Origin of the sequence: Clostridium thermobutyricum DSM 4928 (genome assembly GCF_002050515.1) — a bacterium.
In the GTDB taxonomy this organism is placed as follows: domain Bacteria; phylum Bacillota; class Clostridia; order Clostridiales; family Clostridiaceae; genus Clostridium; species Clostridium thermobutyricum.
The window spans coordinates 1-18,153 of the sequence record NZ_LTAY01000047.1 but is presented as its reverse complement, the minus strand read 5'-3'; the positions used below and the strand labels follow the sequence as shown (position 1 = coordinate 18,153).

The window sequence follows — 18,153 nt, the reverse complement described above, 5'->3', positions numbered from 1 at the left end:
TTTATTAACCTTTAATTAAAAAAAGAGAGTATTATATTTTTGTAATTAATATTTTTCTAAAGTTATTAAGGAGGAGTAGAGTATTTGAAATACTCTTAAGTGAGAAATATGTTTTGTAATAAATGCGGAAAAAACATGGGAGATACGAAAGAAACTATTTGTCCTTCATGTAAGAAAAAAGAAGACGATTTAAGAAATGATAAAACCATGTTCATGGATAAAGATGAATATGAGAAAAATTTTGCAAATGAACAAAAAATTGATGAAGATGAAACTGTAATGATGGGCTTCGATAAAGACTTTTTTGAAGATGTTTTAGGAAAAGAAGAATTTGAAAAAGCTCAAGAAAAGTTAAGTCATGAAGCTGAAGATGATGAGCTAAAAGAAGAGGATTTTGAAGAGGATTATGATAAGAGAGAAAATGATAAATACTCAAGAAGAAGTGAAAAATTTTCTAAAAAGAAAAAATCAAATTCAAAAACAAAGGAAGATAGAAAAGCTAAAAAAGAAAAAATAAAAAAAGACTTAGATGAAAAAGGAAAGTCTTTTATGAAAAGAATAGATATATTTCATATATTTGATGATGATGATGACGATGATGAACTATATGATGAAAAATTAGATGATGATTTTGAAGACAAATCAGAAAAAGTTGATAAAAAGGCTAATAATACAAAAAGAAAAAATAGAGTTAAGCCTTTAAAGAAAAAACGAAAACCAAAAAGGTTAATGAAAAAAATAAAATTAGTTATAACAATAATAGTAGTATTAATAATAGCTGTAGTTGGTTATAATTTAGTAAAGAATAATATAAATTTAATAAAAGGAAAATTAAATAATGTAAATACTCCACAAACTAATACTCAAGTAAATACACCACAAAATAATAATACAACAAATAGTAATGAATCTAACACAAATAGCAATACAAATAGTAGTGGAGCAATAAGTGGAAGCTCAAATACTGGTTCTAATTCAAGTTCAAGTTCAAATGGAAGTTCAAATTCAGTAAGTAGCAATAATAATAGTAATGTACCAGTAAAACATAATTCAAATAAAAATCAACAAAATAATACTTTTGTACCTAAAACTGAAACAGAACAACATTTTAATACAAATACAAATACAAATGAAAATGATAAGCAGCAATCAGATAAAATACAGTCTACTAATGAACATTTTAATACAGGTGATAAACAAAATGATACAAAGATTGAGGTTCCAAATACACAAGACAATAAAAATAATGGAACAACAGATTTAAATGAACAAAAGACAACAAATAACGGGGTTAATAATGTAGCTAAATCTTCTGATTCAAAAGATTCTAGCACACAAAATAAATAATAACTATTGAAAGTAAAGGATAGAGATATATGGATTTACAAGAAACGATAAGAACATTTATTATACACTATGGTATGATTAGCGTATTTGTTTTAGTTTTATTAGAATATGCTAGTGTTCCATTACCAAGTGAAGTTGTATTACCTTTTATAGGTATAATAGGGGCTTTACATGGAATCAGCTTTTTTAAGATACTTATTATATCATTAATAGCAGGATTATTAGGTTCAATTATTACTTATGCAATTGGATATATATTTGGAATGAGAGTACTTACTTTTGTAGGAAATAAGTTTCCAAGGACGAGAAAAGCAATTGAGGCAAGTTATAAATGGATAGAAAAATATGATAAAGGGGCAACTTTTATTTCAAGATTAGTTCCTCTTGCAAGAACATTTATATCATTAATTGCTGGTGTTGTAAAAATGAAACCAGTACCTTTTATAGCTTATTCAACAATTGGAATAGTTATATGGAATTCTATACTTATAGGATTAGGATTCTTTTTAGGAAATAATACAGCTTTAATAAATACAATTTTACACCGTTATACATTAGTTGTAGGTGGATTTGCAATATTAGTAATAATAGTTTTAGTATTAAAGAACAGAAAAAAATTAATAGAATTATTTAAATAAAATAAAAGAAGCAAGCTTTAAAATACTTTTAAGGCTTGCTTTTTTGATAAATTTGTGTAAAAGACATGCAAAAATAAATATAGTTTTATTAAATCTATTACTAAAGAGTTAATAAACTAAAGATTAATTTTAACTTAATATAAAAGCAAGAATATAAATTTGTAAAAGTGTTATATTTTAATTATTAATAATTGGAATTATTATAAACAAAAATTGAGAAAGAGAGTAAAATATATGACTAGTATAAGAAAAAGAAATCTATTAAGTCTTATATTATTTACTGTGTTCTTTTTATGCAGATTGTTATTGTATTTTTTATCCAATAGTAAAGGACTTATACTTATCAATCCTATTTTATATAGTTTTGTAGATTATGGAGTAATATTAAGTCCATTAATTTTTTCATTTGATGTTAAGATGATAAGAACTATAGTTTATATTTTTGTTGCAATTTTACTTGCAGCAAATACAGTTAGCTTAATAAATACTTCGATAAATACTGAAAGGATATTAATTAATTCTAAACAAAGCACTGATGATGTAATAATACAAATTGTAAATGAAGGTGTTGGTTCAGAAATTTATGTATATAAAAGAAAATATCTTATATTTTCTGAGCTTAAAGATATTATGTATAATGAAGGAGAAGTTGCTTTTAATACTAAAATGAAAGTCGGATGGGTTAATAATAATCTTCTTTCAATAACCTATAAAGATAATGAGCAAACTGTAGAAAAAATAATTGAATTTAATTGTATAGAAAAAAGATATATAAATGTTTTAAATAGCATAAAAGGAACATGGAAATCTTTAAATGGAAATGAACTTATAGTAAAAAATGATGATGTAATCTACAAAAAAGATGGAAAAGAATATGAGTATTCACCAGATTATTGTGATGATCAAAATAATTATTCTACAATACTTTATGGAAATTATTCAAAACCATCTATAACTATAGTTAAAGATGGAAAAGGAGATATTTTTATAAGAAGAGTATCTTTACAGGACACAAAATGGACAGAATATAAGTCTGCCTAAAAAAATGTAGTCAAATGACTACATTTTTTTTGTTTTAAAGAATTAAAAAGATGGTATAATAAATAACAGAAAATATATACATGAGTTTTTATTAAAGAAATTTTTATAAAACTATAGTTAGGTGGATATAATGGAAGATTTAAAAAAAGCAATTGAAGAAATATTAGCTGATGACATTGTTAAGATAGTTATAAGCAATAAAATGAAAAAAGATTTTGAGTATAATAAGATAAATATAAGTTTAAAAGAAACTAAAAATAAGTCTTTTTATCAAGTTGAAAAATTTACTGATAAACAAGTATTTCATGAAAATTTAAGTAAAGAAGAATTAAAAGAAAGACTTATTCATTTAGTGTTTAATAATTATAAAAATCTAAATGCATGGTCAAAGAATTCTACATATGATTTAAAAATATCTAAAAAAGGAAAAATATTTTTAGGTAAAAAAGGTGGAGATAATTCTAAAATAGCTTCTAAAGCGAGTTCACATAATAAAGAAAAGAATTATATTCTTAAAGAAGGAATGATTATAGAACCACTTATAGACCTTGGAGTTTTCTCTAAAGAAGGAAAGGTTATTAACTCTAAATATGATAAATATAAGCAAATTAATAGATTTGTTGAAATTGTTGATGATGAAATAAAGAAAAATGATTTTAAAGAGCTTACTATTTTAGACTTTGGTTGTGGTAAGTCTTATTTAACATTCGTTCTTTACTATTACTTTGTAAAAATAAAGAATATAAAAGTAAAAATGATAGGATTAGATTTAAAGAAAGATGTTATAGAGAAGTGTAATAAGATTGCAGAAGGGTATGGATATGATAACCTTCATTTTGAGCTTGGTGATATAAATGGCTTTAAATATGAAAATAAAGTAGATATGGTAATTACACTTCATGCTTGTGATACGGCTACAGATTACGCTCTTTATAATGCTGTTAAATGGAATGCTAAAATGATATTCTCAGTTCCTTGCTGTCAACATGAATTTAATAGTCAAATGGATACTGATACTTTTTCTATAATTTCTAAATATGGAATAATAAAAGAGAGAATGGCAGCACTTATGACTGATGCTGTTCGTGGAAATCTTTTAGAAGCAGCAGGTTATAAGACTCAGCTTTTAGAATTTATAGATATAGCTCATTCACCTAAAAATATACTTATAAGAGCATCAAAAGGTGGAGTTTCAAAAGCTAAAAAAGAAAAAGCTATTGAAGAAGTTAATAATTTAGTAAATGAATTTAACTTTAAACCTACACTTTTAAAATTATTACAAGATGATAAAATAATAGATTAAAGAAGCTACCTCAAAAAGAAATAAATTCTTTTTGAGGTTAAGCTTCTTTTATTTTTATATAAATAAATTAGAAAAATAAATATAATAATAAAAATTAAGTAGAAATTTATTAATTAAACCATAGAATTTTTGATAAAAAAGAATTAAAAAAATGTTTATATATAAATTAAATTTAACTGTGATATAATCTTTTTTAAAAGAAAAAAATTAAATATATAATTTGAGGTACTAAGGAGGAGTTTTTTTTATGGAGTTACTTACTGCTATTTCAATAAGCGTAGGAGTTTTATCAGGAGTTTGGGCTTGGATAGCCGCTACATTTGGTATGGTTTCATGGACTGGATTTGTAGGTTGGACTAGTTATTTCTCATCTGGAGGAAAATTTCAAGGACTTATAAAATCATTATTTTCTAATGCAACAGGAATACTTTGGGCTATGTGCATTATAAAAGGTTCAACTTTATTTCACCATGCATGGTGGTCATATATGCTTACAGCATTTTTCTCATTTGTAATGTGTATTCAAGCAAAATTAAAGAAGTTAGAATTTATATCTGGCGCTTTTTGTGGATGCTTCTCAACTTTTGGATTAAATGGTCATTGGCAAGCTGTTGTTCCAGCATTACTTTGTGGTAATATATTAGGGTATGCATCAGAAATGATAGGAATATATTTTCACAAATTAGTAGGAAAAAAAGAAAGAGCTGGTGAAAAGGATGAGTAAAGAATTAGTAAAAGAAAAAACATTAGAATTCATAAAAAATGAACTTCACTTTGATGAAACAGTAGTTAAAGATATGCCACTTAAAACATATGGGTTAAAGACTGATGATGTAGCTGATATTATAGTAGAATATCATACAGATGAAGAAATATGCCCGCTTATTATAGTTTCATGTTTATCAGAAGATGAAGAAATAACAGAAGAAGCTTTAGATAAACTTATGGATTTAAGTGATATGACAATGGCAGAGTATTGTATTATAACAAATTCAAAAGAAACTCAAATGTATGAGTATGATGGAAAAGAAAATGCTTATTATCTTTTAAATAATCTTTTAACTAAAGAAGATATAATAGAGATAATGTCAGAAGAATAAAAATAAAAAAGCTATGAAAACATTGTTTTCATAGCTTTTCTTATATGGAAATATCTTTATCATGCAATCTTTTATTTACATAGTCTCTAAATATTTTATAAAACGCACTTATAAGAGGAATTCCTATAAGTATTCCAAGAATTCCGTATACATAGCTACCAACTATAATAGCAATCATTATCCAAAGTGAAGAAAGTCCAACAGAAGAACCAACTACTCTTGGGTAAATTATATTACTTTCAACTTGTTGAAGTGCTACAATTGCTATTACGAATGTTATTGCTTTAATAGGGCTTATCATAAGAAGTAAAAATACAGAAGGTATTATACCTATGAAAGCTCCAAGTATAGGAATAACTCCAGTAACACCTAATAATGCTGCTATAAGCATTGCATAAGGTATTCTTAAAATAGTCATTAATATAAATGATAAAATTGCAACTATAAATGCTTCAGTACATTGTCCAGTTATAAATGATGCAAAAGAATTATTTAAAATTTTTAATACATTAACAAATTTATCAGCTTCATTTTTTCTTAAAAGAGCATAAATAACTTTTTTGACTTGTTTTATAAGCATTTCTTTACTGAATAACATATAAATTGCAAGAATAAGAGACATAATAAAGTCAACTACACCGCTTGTAAAAGATATAGTAAAAGAAACTATAGATGAAAGACTTGTAGTTATAATATTAGTCCCTATAGAAAGTATATTCTTCCAAGCACCAAAGGCTTCATTATAAAGAGAATGAGTAATCTCTGATGTACTTGATATATGGAACCATTTTTCTATAGTTTGTTCAAATTGCATTATATATCTTGGAGCAGCTCCAGCAATTTGAATTAAGCTTTCTATAACTTTTGGGATTATAACAAAAGCTACAGTAGTTATTATTCCAAAAACTATTAGAATAGATAAAATTATGCATATACCTCTAACTATTCCACGATTTTTAGGAGTTTTTTTCTTCAAAATAAATTTATATACAATTTTATTTTCAAGAAATCTAACTACTAAATTTAATATGAATGCTAAGGCGAATGCTATAAATATAGGTGTCATCATATCACTAAAAGAAGATAAATATCTATGTACATCATCTAATTTAAATAGAAAATATACAAGAAGGATAAGAATTACACCTATTTGAAGGGCATAACTTTTTCTTAAATTTCTTATATTCAATTTTTTCCTCCCATTTAAAATTTATTGGTATTTTTCCAAATTAAAACATTGCTTATACTAAATATAATCATATTTGTATATTTAGAGTATATTAAAAAAATTAACAATAAAAAAATAACAAATGAATTAATTGTTAAAAAAGATTATATCACAGAAAAGTTATATTTATAGTTTTAAAAATTAAAAATATTAAAATATATATAATAAATTTATTATTATAATCAAGGAAGAAAAAGTTATATTTAGCTTTGATTTGTGCGAAAAGTTTAAATATTATTCGCAATAATTTAGATGTATTTTATTATGAAGTTATTTATTGATATTAAAAAAATAAAATAAAAAAAGATTACTCAAAATGAGTAATCTTTTAAAATGGAGGCGCCACCCAGATTCGAACTGGGGATCAAGGTTTTGCAGACCACTGCCTTACCACTTGGCTATAGCGCCGTGCTTTACAAGTAAAATTATATAATACTTTTTTTATGAATGCAAATATTTTTAATAAAAAAATTACGATATAAAATACCAAAATAAAAGAAGAATATAGATGAATTAACAATAAAGAACATCAAGTAGACTTAATGTTAAAATTAAATATATAAAAGGCTCTTACTATCAATAGTATAATAGAACAATTAATTTATAAAAATTTAAATTTAGATAATAATGAGAAGTTTTAATTATAAAATATAATCTATATAACTTAGAATTAAGGTGTATATCGAAATATTATGAGTATATAATGAATAATGCAGAAATAAGCCAATAATATTGCTAGTATTATTGGCTTTTGTTATTATTAGTATAATGTGGAAATTGTTTTGGTATAGTATATAGAATTTTGGGAGGAAAATTAATGAATGGAAAGCTTGGATATTTAATTTCAGGAATATGTGCAGTTGGAGTAATTACTTATGGAATATATTTAGCTGTAACATTTAATAATAAAGAAAATGAAGAATCTAAAGAAACAAGTTCATATGAAGATAATATAAATCTTGAAAACAACCTTGGAAGTAATTTAAAATTTTATAATCCTTTAAGTAAAGATGAAAAAATAAAAATTGCAAGAGAGTTATTTGATGATTATATAAATGAAAATAGAACTGATTGGTCTATTGTTAAATCTCAAAATCTAAAGAGAAAGCCTGTAATTTGTCTTACTGATTATAGGATAAATGATATAGAAATTGAAAGTCAGGATCTTTATAAGTTTACAGTAAGTGTTTCATATGATATTCAATATACTAATGAAAGCAATATGTGGGTTGCAGGGAATGGAGAAATTAAAGATAATAATTGGATTGTTGATAAGTTTGCATTAGTTGATATTACACAAATTAATAATAAATATGTAATAACTAATATTGGAACTGGATAGAAAAATAAAAAGGCGTCCAAATAAAGACACCTAAGCATTTAGACAAAATGGCTTTTTCAATTTTGAAAAGGTCATTTTGTTATTTTATATAAAATTAAATACGTTATTTTAATCTTGAAAATATAAAAATTAAATTTCTTTCATCTATTTCATATGTATATTATTTTCATTTAAATGATAGTTTATTTAACTATATCAATCACTAAACTTCTAAAACCACTATTTAATAGATTGTCTATAATTAAAGCGTTTTCTTTAAATTTATTTGCCCCTTTTAAAGTTGGTTCAATATTAAACATTTTACATAAATCAAGATATCTCCTTAATACTGGTATAGTCATACATTTATCCTCCTTAATTCTTTATAAATATCATTTTTATGCACTAAATTTCTTCTGAATAATTTGAAATTAAGTTTATTACTTTAAATATTTCCTATCTACAACATTATTCTACCAATTATTACCAAAGAAAGGAATATAGTATCGTACAACACTTTGCGACTAAGTTTTATAAAAAAAGAGAAAAATAAATGGGCTATTTGTATTTTCTACAAAAGATTAAACAGTAATTTGATGAATAGAAAAGATAATTGTAAAAAGAAGACTATCGATTAATAGAGTTAAGAGAAAAGTAATTGATTGAAAATTATAAAATACGTATAATAATAGTCGAATAATCTATTTACACGTAATAAAATATACTAAGGAGAAGAAAATGAAAAAGATAATAGGGGTCATTATATTATGTGTCGTATTTGTAATACTGGGGGTTTTATTCTTTGGACAGGATTCTAGTAGCAAAAAAGGACATATATACTTTAATGAAGGCTTTACAAAAGCACAAGTAGAAAAAATTAATAAAGCAGATAAGGATGCAAAATTTGAATATAATAAAGAGTACAAGGTAAAAGGTGTTTTTGATGTAAAAGGAATTGATGCTACATATGTAAGAGATGTAGATGGGGATACTATAGTAGTTAAAATTGGAAATAAAGAAGAAAAAGTTAGATTTCTTATGATGGATACTCCTGAAACTGTAAAGACAGGAACACCAATAGAACCATACGGAGTTCAAGCTAAAGATTTTGTAAAATCAAAGCTTTCAGAAGGAGAGAGTATAAAGCTTGTTCCAGGTAAAAATACTACAGATAAATATGGAAGATATTTAGCGTATGTATATTATAAGTCAGGAGATAAGTGGTACAATCTTAATGAAGAATTAGTAGCAAATGGACTTGCAAGAGTAGCTTATGTTTATGAAAAGAAAAATCCTCTTCTAAAGGATATGTATAATGCTCAAGATAGTGCAAAAGAACAAAAATTAAATATTTGGAGTATAAATGGATATGTTACTGATAAAGGATATGATTTAAATGCAGTAGCAAACTAAATTTATAAAATATAAATTTAAAATTTTAATCTATTATTATAAATAAAATATTTAAAACATAACATGAAATAATTAAATTAGAAATTTTATAAAATTAAAAAGAACTTATATATTATATTAAAAAATTATAATATATAGGTTCTTTTTATTATGTGAAATAAAAAATTTAATGTTCACTCAATTATTTAAAATATAAATTAGTTTAGTATCTTCGTAATATAAGGTTGAATAGAGCTTTTATCTATTTCAATTTTACCTCTATTTGCTAGTGAATAGATAATAGTTTGTACATCATCTATGTTAATACCAGGTATAACTATATCTCCTACTGATAATTTTTCTTTTGTTTTTAAAAAATGGCTTTCAATAAATCCAAAAACTAATCTTGAGTTAGTTTTTAAATCATTACCCATAAAAATCGCCTCACTTTCATTTGTAAAAATAAATAAAATTTATTTCACTAACATTATACCATTATTTATGAAAAGAATTACAATGAATTTTAAATTTTAATTTAAAAATTTATATATTAATAAATTAATTAAATATAAAAAGAAAAAGTTTACTAATATTAATTTTCTTATTTTTATATTTTTCTAAAAAATGGTTGAAGAATTGTGTTGCTTGTTATATATTATATATAACAAGGAGGTGGTTATTTGCTTATAGAAATACAATTTGATAGTGAAACGCCTATTTATATGCAGATAAGAAATGAAATAGTAAAAGCAATAGCAACAGGAAAATTAAAAGACGGTGATGGACTTCCTTCTGTAAGACAAATGTCATCTATGATAGAGGTTAATCTTCATACAATAAATAAAGCTTATAATATTTTAAAGTCTGAAGGATATGTACAAATAGATAGAAGAAAGGGAGTAATAGTAAAGATAGATAAAAAGGAATCTTATAGAGATGAATTTAAAGAAAAATTTGAATTGATTTTATCAGAAAGCTTTTTGATGGGAATAAGCGAAGAAGAGGTTTTAAAAAGCGTAAAAGAAAATTTTAAAAAGTTTTCTAAGGAGGATTAATATGGAATTAGTTAATTTTATTATCTTAGTAGCATTAATTTTATCAGGAGTATTAAATAATTATTTTCCGATTAAAGGAAAGAAAGGAATTCTATTAGGTTCAATTGTTGAAGAAGAGGATAAAGAGAAAGAACCTTTTAGTGGAATTATAAAAAAATATAAAGTTTATAATACATTGGCTTGTCTTATTGGTTGTATATTTATCCTTATAGGGGTATTTTTATATAATGAAATTTTTCAAGTTATTGGATTATTTATTTATATAGGATTAAATTTCTTTATATTGGCTCATTTTAACAAAAAGGTAAAAGAAGCTAAAAAAGAAATTAAAACAGTAAAGAAACAAGTTGCAGTTGTAAATATGCAATCTTCTAAAATTTCTTCTTATATGATAATATACTATATTTTTATAGCAATTATATTTATGGCTATAAATATAATTGCGGCAGTAATGAAATATAAAGATTTACCTGAAAGAATTGCAATTCACTTTAATGCTTCTGGAGTTGCAGATGGATGGACAAATAAGAGTTTAATAGCAATACTTCCATTAATAATTACAATACTATTTATGCTTTTAATATATATAGGAACTGATATTCTTATTCAAAAAACAAGTTTTAAAATAGATCCTAAAAACTCAGAAGAATCTCATAAAGCAAATTTAAAGTCAAAAAAATTAGTTAGCCTTATGATGTTTATAACAATGATTCCAGTATTAATTACTTTAACAATAGGAAACTTTGTAACTCTTACAATTTTGCCAGAAAGTTATATGAAATTTGTTATTTATATACCAATACTGACTTTAGTAGGAGTAATAGGATTAACAGTAGTTTTAGTAAAAGCTAAAAATAATTATAAAGTAAAAAATAATGAAGTAACTTATAAGAATGATGATGATTACTGGAAATGGGGCTTTGTTTATTATAACAAACAAAATCCTAATATATTTGTTGAAAAACGTTCAGGAATTGGCGTTACTATAAATGCTGGAACTAAAGTAGGTATGGCAATTTATATAGGGGTAATAATTCTTTTAATGGGATCAATTATAGCTCCAATTATAGGAGCATTATTAAAATAAAAGGGGAAAGGCTATAAAGATAGCTAAGAGGATAGAGAGATGTTAGAGATTAAAAATTTTTCAAAAAGTTATTTAAAAGGAAAAAAAGCAGTAGATAATGTTAACTTAACAATCCAAGATGGAGAAATATTTGGATTTATAGGTCACAATGGAGCTGGAAAAACTACAACTATAAAATCAATAGTTGGGATTTTAAAAGTTGAAGAAGGAGATATATTGATAAATGGATTATCAATTATTAAAAATCCAAAAGAATGTAAAAAGTTAATGGCGTATGTACCTGATAATCCAGATATATATGAAAATTTAACAGGAATTCAATACCTTAATTTTATATCAGATGTATATAAGATTAGTAAAAAAGATAGAGAAGAGAGGATAAAAGAGTATGCAGATTTATTTCAATTAACTAGTGCTCTTGGAGATTTAATATCATCTTATTCTCATGGGATGAAACAAAAACTTGTTATTATTTCAGCATTAATACACAAGCCTAAGATTTTAATATTAGATGAGCCTTTTGTTGGGTTAGATCCTGTTGCATCTCATAAAGTAAAGGAAATTATGAGAGAAATGTGTAATGAAGGAGCTTCTATATTCTTTTCAACTCACGTATTAGAAGTAGCAGAAAAACTATGTGATAAAGTTGCAATAATAAAAAATGGACAAATAGTTGCAAATGGAGATGTAAAAGATATTATAGGTGATAGTTCTTTAGAAGAATTATTTATGGAGCTTGAAGAAGATGAGTAGATTTTTTAATTTTTTAAAATATGATTTTATAAACACATATAGCTTAAATAGGTTAATAAAAGGTGATAAAAAGAAGAATTTTTATAAATTAGCATTAGGATTATTTCTAAGTGTATATATAATAGGATTTTCCTTTATATTTAATAACTTTTTAGGAAAAGATCTTGCGAAGGCAGGATTTGGTGAATATGCTCTAGCTATGAGCCTTTCAATGAGTTTTGGAGTTATAGGGATTGCAGGTATATTAAAGCTTGCAGGAGCTATATTTGGTGGACGTGATTATAATATTTTAGGAACAATGCCAATTAATAAAATAGAAATAGTTATGGTTAAGATAATAAATATACTAATTCCAACTTATATATTAACATTAATTTTTATAATACCATCATATATAGTTTATATGCAAAATGCACCTTATGTTAATGGGACATTCCTTATTTATGGAATAATAATGTCTTTATTTGTACCAATAATACCTACAGCTATTGCAACTCTTATTGGTACAGTATTAATGTATGTAGCCTCTAAATTTAAATATAAAAATATAATTACAATAATAATATTTTTAATTTTTATAATTGGAGTTATGATTTTTCCAACAGTATTTGGAGAAGATTTTTTAAATGGAATATTAAAAAATAGTAAATCTATAAGTGATATATTTTATTCAATATATCCACCATCAAAGTTTTATATAAATGCTTTAGTTAATGGTAGTTTTTTAGATATGGTGATTTTTATAGGAATATCATTAGCAATATTTATAGCTTTTGTATGGGTAGTTAATACAGTTTATTTAAGTATAAATTCAAAGCTTTTAGAAACAAGTAGAAAAAATAACTTTAAAATGAAAAGTTTAAAAGAAAACTCAGTAGAAAAAACTCTTATCCAAAATGAAATAAAAAGATATTTAGGAATTCCAATGGTAATATTAAATACATGTCTTGGAGCAGTATTATTTGTTATTTATAGCTGTGCTACTATATTTATGGGAGAAAAGAGTATAGAAGTGATTTTTGAAAGTAATATGTACTCAGATTTAAAATTAGGAGTAATTATTTTAGTAGGAGCATTTTGTTTACTTCTTACATGTACAACTAGTAATACAATATCTCTTGAAGGAAATAAATTTTGGCAATTGAGAGCTTTACCAATAGATACTGAAACTATTTTTAAATCAAAAATAATGGTTAATTTATTAATTTCTGTGCCATCAGCAATTATAGGTGGAATATTAAGTTCTATAGGTCTTGGATTAACTTTTATAGAAGGAGTTTGTGCTATAGGATTATTAATTATTATATGTCTTTTTGTATCTATGGGGGGACTTTTAGTAAATTTAAAATTCTATACATTAACATGGACTTCTGAAGTAGCAGTTGTAAAAAGAAGTGCTTCATCAATGATAATGACATTTGGTGGTTTAGCTTTAGTTTTTGGAGCAGGATTTTTATTTACTCAAATTAATATAAGTTTAAATATTTATTTAATGATAATAACAATGTTTTTCGTAATAGCTGATATAATTTTCTTTTACTTATTAAAAAAATGGGGAGTAGAAAGATTTAACCAAATATAAATTAAAAAGCAGAATCTTTTCAGTGATTCTGCTTTTTATATAATTTGATTTTATGAAAGGGGAACTAAAATGCTTATAAAAAAAGAAATTTTAAATGAAGTAAAAAAACAGCTTTGTAAAGATTATAATTTTAAGATAGAAGACTTTGAAAATAAAAATACTTTAATAACTGATATAAAAGAGATTAAAGGGAGACGTATATATAAAAACGATAAAGAAATATTAAAAATATTGATTTTTGAAGGAAAAGCAATTATAAGTGCTAATAAATGTATAAAGGACTGGTGTGTAGAAAATTTATCTAATATTTCAGGTGAATGGTTATTTTTATATTCAACTCTAAGAAAAATAGATAAAAAACTAAATGAATTTGGATATGAAATAGATAATACACATCATTATTATCTTCCATATGAAGTTCACGAAAAAACTAAACCAATTAAAAATGTAAAATGGTATGAAGAAGATGAAATATTACAATTTAAAGGTGATGATAGATTTTGTGAAGCTTTTTCCTTTGAAGAAAGTTTTAAAGATGTTCTAGGAATAAGTGCGTTAGATGAAAAAGGAAATATATTAGCTATGGCTGGAGCAAGTAGAGATGGAGAGAATATGTGGCAAATTGGTATTAATGTAATGGAAGAAGCAAGTGGACAAGGGATTGGTCAAAATATAGTAAAACTTTTAAAAGAAGAAATATTAAATAGAGGAAAGGTTCCTTTTTACGGTACAGTTGAATCACATATAATATCTCAAAGAGTTGCTTTAAGTTCGGGATTTTATCCTGTATTTGCAGAAATTAAGATTAGAAAACTATAAATTATAAAAAGATCTGTATAAAAATTTATACAGATCTTTTTATAAACATAAATAAATATCAATTAATATAATTAAAGTTTTCTAGAATTTTTTATCATTAAATTTATATTAGTAATATATTAAAAAACTACTTACGTGAATTTAAAAATCCTCTTATTAATGATATTAAAAAGAATATTCCAATTCCAACAAAAAATAAATCTACAGGTACATTAGCATGTCTATCTGCTACACTTATATATTGGCTAGTTTTAGATGAAAAATAACCAGTAGTAGCTGTTAAATCTCCATAAAGATCTCTTATAGAAGTACCTAGCCAAATAAGCATAAAAATAGAAGAAAATATTAAGCCACCTTTACTGTTTATTTTATTATTTGTAGAGGAAAATTTTCTATAATTGTTATTATTAGATTGAACAGTATAAAAAATATGTCCACAAAACACACAAGTTTTTTTCTTTTTATTTTTTCTAAGTCCCCCACAGTTTGTACAATAATTAATATCATTACCAACTCTAGAACCACAATCACGACAAATTAAATCATGCTCTGATTCTAATTGTTTACCACAATAACCACAATACATATAATCACCTATTTCAATAGAAATTTCTATTGCCTTATATAATTATTAATATAAATAATAAAAGATTTTATTTAGATTTTAGTATAATATACAGATTAAACTTGTAAAAGAAATATAATTAAATAAATTATAAAACACTTATACTTAAAACCATAAGATTATTAAATATAAATAATGTAATTGATAAATAATGTTTAAATTTTTAAATTGCATTACAAAATTCTGAAATTTATAAGATATATTAGGATAATAAAATTATAGAACATGATATAATTATTTAATCTAAAGAAAATTTAATTATGTAAGGAAAATATATATGAATAAATTAGTTAAAAAAAGACAACCAAAATATTTTAAAAGTTTTAAATGTATAGGTGGTAAATGTGAAGATAGTTGCTGTATTGGTTGGGATGTTGATATTGATAAAAGCACATTTAATCAATATGAGAATATAAAAGAAAGTTATATAAAAGAATTTTTAAAAGGAAATATTATATTAAATAAAGAGTGTGAAGATTTTGAAATAGATTTTGGAAAGGTGAGCATAAAAGAGAATAAGAGATGTCCTTTTTTAGATGAAGATAATTATTGTGTTATTCATTCAAAGCTTGGAGAGGAATATCTTTCAAATGTATGTACTTTATTTCCAAGAGTAGTTAATAAAGTAGATAATGTTTATGAAGTTTCTCTTGATGTTGCTTGTCCTGAAGCTGCTAGAATAGTTTTAGCGAGTGGAGAGAAAATTGAATTTGAAGAAGTTGAAGGGAATTTAGGAAAGCATATAATTTTAAATAGATTAAACACTAGTTTAGAAGAATTAAATTGGCTTCCAGTAGAATTCTTTTATGAAGTTAGAAATAAAAGTATTCAAATAATGCAAAATAGAGATCTTAAAATAGAAGATAGAATAAATATTTTAGGAGATTTTATAAAGAGTGTAGAAAATGAAATAGATTTTAATTATGATAATGCTTCTAAATTTATAAAAGAATATGATATAAACAAAAATGTTGGAGAAAGTCTAAACATTACAACTGATTTAATAAAAAATATTATAAAGCTTATTGATTTAGATAATATAACTAGCGAAGAGTTTAAAAAAGACACTATATCTCTTTTAAATAATTTAGAAAGCTTAAGTTATTTAAAAGAGAAGATTTCATTAAGAGATAATATAGAAAAATATAATTTTATTTTTGAAAATTATTTAGTTAATTTTATGTATAATAGCTTATTTCCATACTCAGAAATAGAATCTATATATGATGGATATATAATGCTTTTAGTTAGATATGAACTTATTAAATATTATTTAGCATTTAACTATGAAAATTCCTCTAATAAAGAAGTAATTAAGTTTATACAGGTATTTTCAAAAGCTATAGGACATCATAAAACATATTTAATAAAAGTATTAAACTATATAAAAGAAGAATATCAAATTATTTAATTTTAAGAGTATAGTAGATTTGTTTTAATCATAACTATACTCTTTTTATATTCAATAATATAGATAATAAAGCGAAAGAGGTAATAACAACATTATTATATAAAATATGGTAATATTCTATTAGGGGGAGATTCATGAAGAAGGTTTATATTATTTTAGGGATAATATCCGTTATATTATTACCACTTTTTTTATTTGGGCTTAATTATTACTACAAACATAATACTGAATTTAAAGTTATGCAATTAAATTGGAAAACTAATTTACCTGAACATCCAATAAGTGAAGAAGAGTTATTAAATAATTCTGGAGGGTTTTTAGGAGATGGAGATAAAATAATAAAATTTACTTATGGAGAAAATCAAGTTGAAGCATTAAAAAATAGCTTATCATGGGGAGATTATGAGTTAGATATATTTTTAAAGCTTAATAGGTTAAAGAAATGGTATTCAACCAAAGATGAGGAGAAATTTACTGAACTAATAAACAGTATAATTGATAATTCAAAGGAATATAAATTTTATGCTAAAACAGATACAAATGATACTTTAATATTAGTATGGAATATTAAAACAAATGAAGTTTTAGCATTTATTGAATATATGTAGTGCTAAAAATTTTTCTAAATAATAGTATAAATTTATGTTTTTACACTTATTAGATATATACTGTTTTAAGTTTAAGAAAAAAGATTATATAAGTTTATAAATTAAACTGCTGAAATATAATTTCAGCAGTTTTTTATTAATCTAATAAGCCTATATCAAAAGCTAACTGTTCTATAAATAATTTAGTAAGCTTTTGTTTTTCTTTCCAAAACATTTTTGCCTTTTGTGTAACCATTGGATTTGTCTTTAAATTGTTATATGAATATGTAATTATCTGATGATATGTTTTATAGTAAGATTGCTCATCTAAGCTTCCTTCAAACATAGAATCGGAGATTATAGATAATGCTCCAGTTTCATCTAATAAATTTGCTTCAATTAATAATATTAATTCAATTGGAACCTCTTCATTAGTTAATAATTCTTTATTAGAGTGATTTTTAATTAAATATGTAACTAAATTTATAAATTCAAAATCAAATCCCTCTTCTTTTAAATATTTTTCGCACAAAATAGCACTATTTTCAGCATGGCTTAAATTATTAGAGTTAACAGCATATCCAATGTCATGGAATATAGCTGCTGTCAAAAGAGCTTCTACATTAATTGTATACCTATCATCAAGTAATCTTTTAGACCACATAAAAACACGACTAATATGCTCAGAGCGATTTCTAAAGTTAGAACCGAAATTAAATTTTTCAGCATTATTATCTATAAGATAGGTTTTTACGAAATTAAACATTTTATTGTACATATAATTCACCTCTTTATTAAATATGGTAATTTTTTTATATAATTATTATATAACAGAAGATAATATTAAATATTTATATATAATAG

Annotated in this window: 20 protein-coding genes and 1 tRNA gene; 15 read left to right on the top strand and 6 right to left on the bottom strand. The window is 23.9% G+C overall.

The window, feature by feature from the left end; translation table 11 throughout:
• The first annotated feature begins 108 nt into the window (after nucleotides 1-108).
• From CLTHE_RS09180 to CLTHE_RS09155, 6 genes are all read left to right on the top strand, one after another.
• Entirely contained in the window at nucleotides 109-1,347 is a 1,239-nt protein-coding gene (locus tag CLTHE_RS09180) for a hypothetical protein (protein ID WP_080023060.1), read from the top strand.
• Nucleotides 1,348-1,376: 29 nt separating this feature from the next.
• Nucleotides 1,377-1,985 carry a DedA family protein gene (locus CLTHE_RS09175; protein WP_080023059.1) on the top strand — a complete coding sequence of 203 codons (609 nt, stop codon included), beginning with the start codon at nucleotides 1,377-1,379 and terminating at the stop codon, nucleotides 1,983-1,985.
• A 234-nt stretch (nucleotides 1,986-2,219) separates the two neighbouring features.
• A complete protein-coding gene (locus CLTHE_RS09170; protein WP_080023058.1) occupies nucleotides 2,220-3,026 on the top strand; it encodes a hypothetical protein in 807 nt (268 codons plus the stop codon).
• A gap of 130 nt (nucleotides 3,027-3,156) precedes the next feature.
• A complete protein-coding gene (locus CLTHE_RS09165; RefSeq protein WP_080023057.1) occupies nucleotides 3,157-4,329 on the top strand; it encodes a class I SAM-dependent methyltransferase in 1,173 nt (390 codons plus the stop codon).
• A gap of 247 nt (nucleotides 4,330-4,576) precedes the next feature.
• On the top strand, nucleotides 4,577-5,053 hold the full coding sequence (locus tag CLTHE_RS09160) for a DUF1097 domain-containing protein (protein WP_080023056.1): 477 nt from the start codon (nucleotides 4,577-4,579) through the stop codon (nucleotides 5,051-5,053).
• Entirely contained in the window at nucleotides 5,046-5,429 is a 384-nt protein-coding gene (locus CLTHE_RS09155; RefSeq protein WP_002599433.1) for a type I restriction enzyme HsdR N-terminal domain-containing protein, read from the top strand. The genes CLTHE_RS09160 and CLTHE_RS09155 overlap by 8 nt, the downstream gene beginning before the upstream one ends.
• A 40-nt stretch (nucleotides 5,430-5,469) precedes the next feature.
• On the opposite strand, the gene CLTHE_RS09150 is transcribed toward CLTHE_RS09155, so the two are convergent.
• Both CLTHE_RS09150 and CLTHE_RS09145 read right to left on the bottom strand, forming a co-directional pair.
• Nucleotides 5,470-6,618 carry an AI-2E family transporter gene (locus CLTHE_RS09150; protein WP_158082705.1) on the bottom strand — a complete coding sequence of 383 codons (1,149 nt, stop codon included), beginning with the start codon at nucleotides 6,616-6,618 and terminating at the stop codon, nucleotides 5,470-5,472.
• Nucleotides 6,619-6,991: 373 nt separating this feature from the next.
• Nucleotides 6,992-7,065: transfer RNA gene (locus CLTHE_RS09145), tRNA-Cys, on the bottom strand.
• A gap of 409 nt (nucleotides 7,066-7,474) precedes the next feature.
• Between CLTHE_RS09145 and CLTHE_RS09140 the strand changes: the two genes are divergently transcribed.
• Entirely contained in the window at nucleotides 7,475-7,999 is a 525-nt protein-coding gene (locus CLTHE_RS09140) for a hypothetical protein (RefSeq protein ID WP_080023054.1), read from the top strand.
• A gap of 182 nt (nucleotides 8,000-8,181) precedes the next feature.
• On the opposite strand, the gene CLTHE_RS16730 is transcribed toward CLTHE_RS09140, so the two are convergent.
• On the bottom strand, nucleotides 8,182-8,340 hold the full coding sequence (locus CLTHE_RS16730) for a hypothetical protein (protein WP_158082704.1): 159 nt from the start codon (nucleotides 8,338-8,340) through the stop codon (nucleotides 8,182-8,184).
• A gap of 376 nt (nucleotides 8,341-8,716) precedes the next feature.
• On the opposite strand from CLTHE_RS16730, the gene CLTHE_RS09135 reads away from it, so the two are divergent.
• Entirely contained in the window at nucleotides 8,717-9,391 is a 675-nt protein-coding gene (locus CLTHE_RS09135) for a thermonuclease family protein (protein WP_080023053.1), read from the top strand.
• A 197-nt stretch (nucleotides 9,392-9,588) separates the two neighbouring features.
• Here CLTHE_RS09135 and CLTHE_RS09130 read toward each other — a convergent pair whose 3' ends face one another.
• The gene (locus CLTHE_RS09130) at nucleotides 9,589-9,804 is read right to left on the bottom strand and encodes a hypothetical protein (RefSeq protein ID WP_002599428.1); all 216 of its coding nucleotides are present in this window, start codon (nucleotides 9,802-9,804) and stop codon (nucleotides 9,589-9,591) included.
• Nucleotides 9,805-10,050: 246 nt separating this feature from the next.
• Between CLTHE_RS09130 and CLTHE_RS09125 the strand changes: the two genes are divergently transcribed.
• The 5 genes from CLTHE_RS09125 to CLTHE_RS09105 all read left to right on the top strand — a co-directional run bounded on the left by CLTHE_RS09125 (nucleotide 10,051) and on the right by CLTHE_RS09105 (nucleotide 14,666).
• Nucleotides 10,051-10,425 carry a GntR family transcriptional regulator gene (locus tag CLTHE_RS09125; RefSeq protein WP_080023052.1) on the top strand — a complete coding sequence of 125 codons (375 nt, stop codon included), beginning with the start codon at nucleotides 10,051-10,053 and terminating at the stop codon, nucleotides 10,423-10,425.
• A 1-nt stretch (nucleotide 10,426) separates the two neighbouring features.
• Nucleotides 10,427-11,512: a DUF1648 domain-containing protein gene (locus tag CLTHE_RS09120; RefSeq protein WP_080023051.1), complete on the top strand. Its 1,086-nt coding sequence runs from the start codon at nucleotides 10,427-10,429 to the stop codon at nucleotides 11,510-11,512.
• A gap of 39 nt (nucleotides 11,513-11,551) precedes the next feature.
• Nucleotides 11,552-12,265, top strand: a complete 714-nt coding sequence (locus tag CLTHE_RS09115; protein ID WP_080023050.1) for an ABC transporter ATP-binding protein — start codon at nucleotides 11,552-11,554, stop codon at nucleotides 12,263-12,265.
• Entirely contained in the window at nucleotides 12,258-13,847 is a 1,590-nt protein-coding gene (locus tag CLTHE_RS09110) for a hypothetical protein (RefSeq protein WP_080023049.1), read from the top strand. The genes CLTHE_RS09115 and CLTHE_RS09110 overlap by 8 nt, the downstream gene beginning before the upstream one ends.
• Nucleotides 13,848-13,916: 69 nt before the next feature.
• A complete protein-coding gene (locus CLTHE_RS09105) occupies nucleotides 13,917-14,666 on the top strand; it encodes a GNAT family N-acetyltransferase (RefSeq protein ID WP_080023048.1) in 750 nt (249 codons plus the stop codon).
• Between the two features lie 127 nt (nucleotides 14,667-14,793).
• On the opposite strand, the gene CLTHE_RS09100 is transcribed toward CLTHE_RS09105, so the two are convergent.
• Nucleotides 14,794-15,252 (bottom strand): zinc ribbon domain-containing protein, encoded by a 459-nt coding sequence (locus CLTHE_RS09100; protein WP_080023047.1) that lies wholly within the window; start codon nucleotides 15,250-15,252, stop codon nucleotides 14,794-14,796.
• 316 nt (nucleotides 15,253-15,568) lie between these two features.
• Here CLTHE_RS09100 and fliB point away from each other — a divergent pair, with 316 nt between their 5' ends.
• Both fliB and CLTHE_RS09090 read left to right on the top strand, forming a co-directional pair.
• Nucleotides 15,569-16,702: a flagellin lysine-N-methylase gene (gene fliB, locus CLTHE_RS09095; protein ID WP_080023046.1), complete on the top strand. Its 1,134-nt coding sequence runs from the start codon at nucleotides 15,569-15,571 to the stop codon at nucleotides 16,700-16,702.
• Between the two features lie 134 nt (nucleotides 16,703-16,836).
• Nucleotides 16,837-17,310 carry a hypothetical protein gene (locus tag CLTHE_RS09090; RefSeq protein ID WP_080023045.1) on the top strand — a complete coding sequence of 158 codons (474 nt, stop codon included), beginning with the start codon at nucleotides 16,837-16,839 and terminating at the stop codon, nucleotides 17,308-17,310.
• Nucleotides 17,311-17,446: 136 nt separating this feature from the next.
• Here the strand turns inward: CLTHE_RS09090 and CLTHE_RS09085 are convergent, their stop codons facing one another.
• Nucleotides 17,447-18,067, bottom strand: a complete 621-nt coding sequence (locus CLTHE_RS09085) for an HD domain-containing protein (protein ID WP_080023044.1) — start codon at nucleotides 18,065-18,067, stop codon at nucleotides 17,447-17,449.
• Nucleotides 18,068-18,153 lie beyond the last annotated feature (86 nt).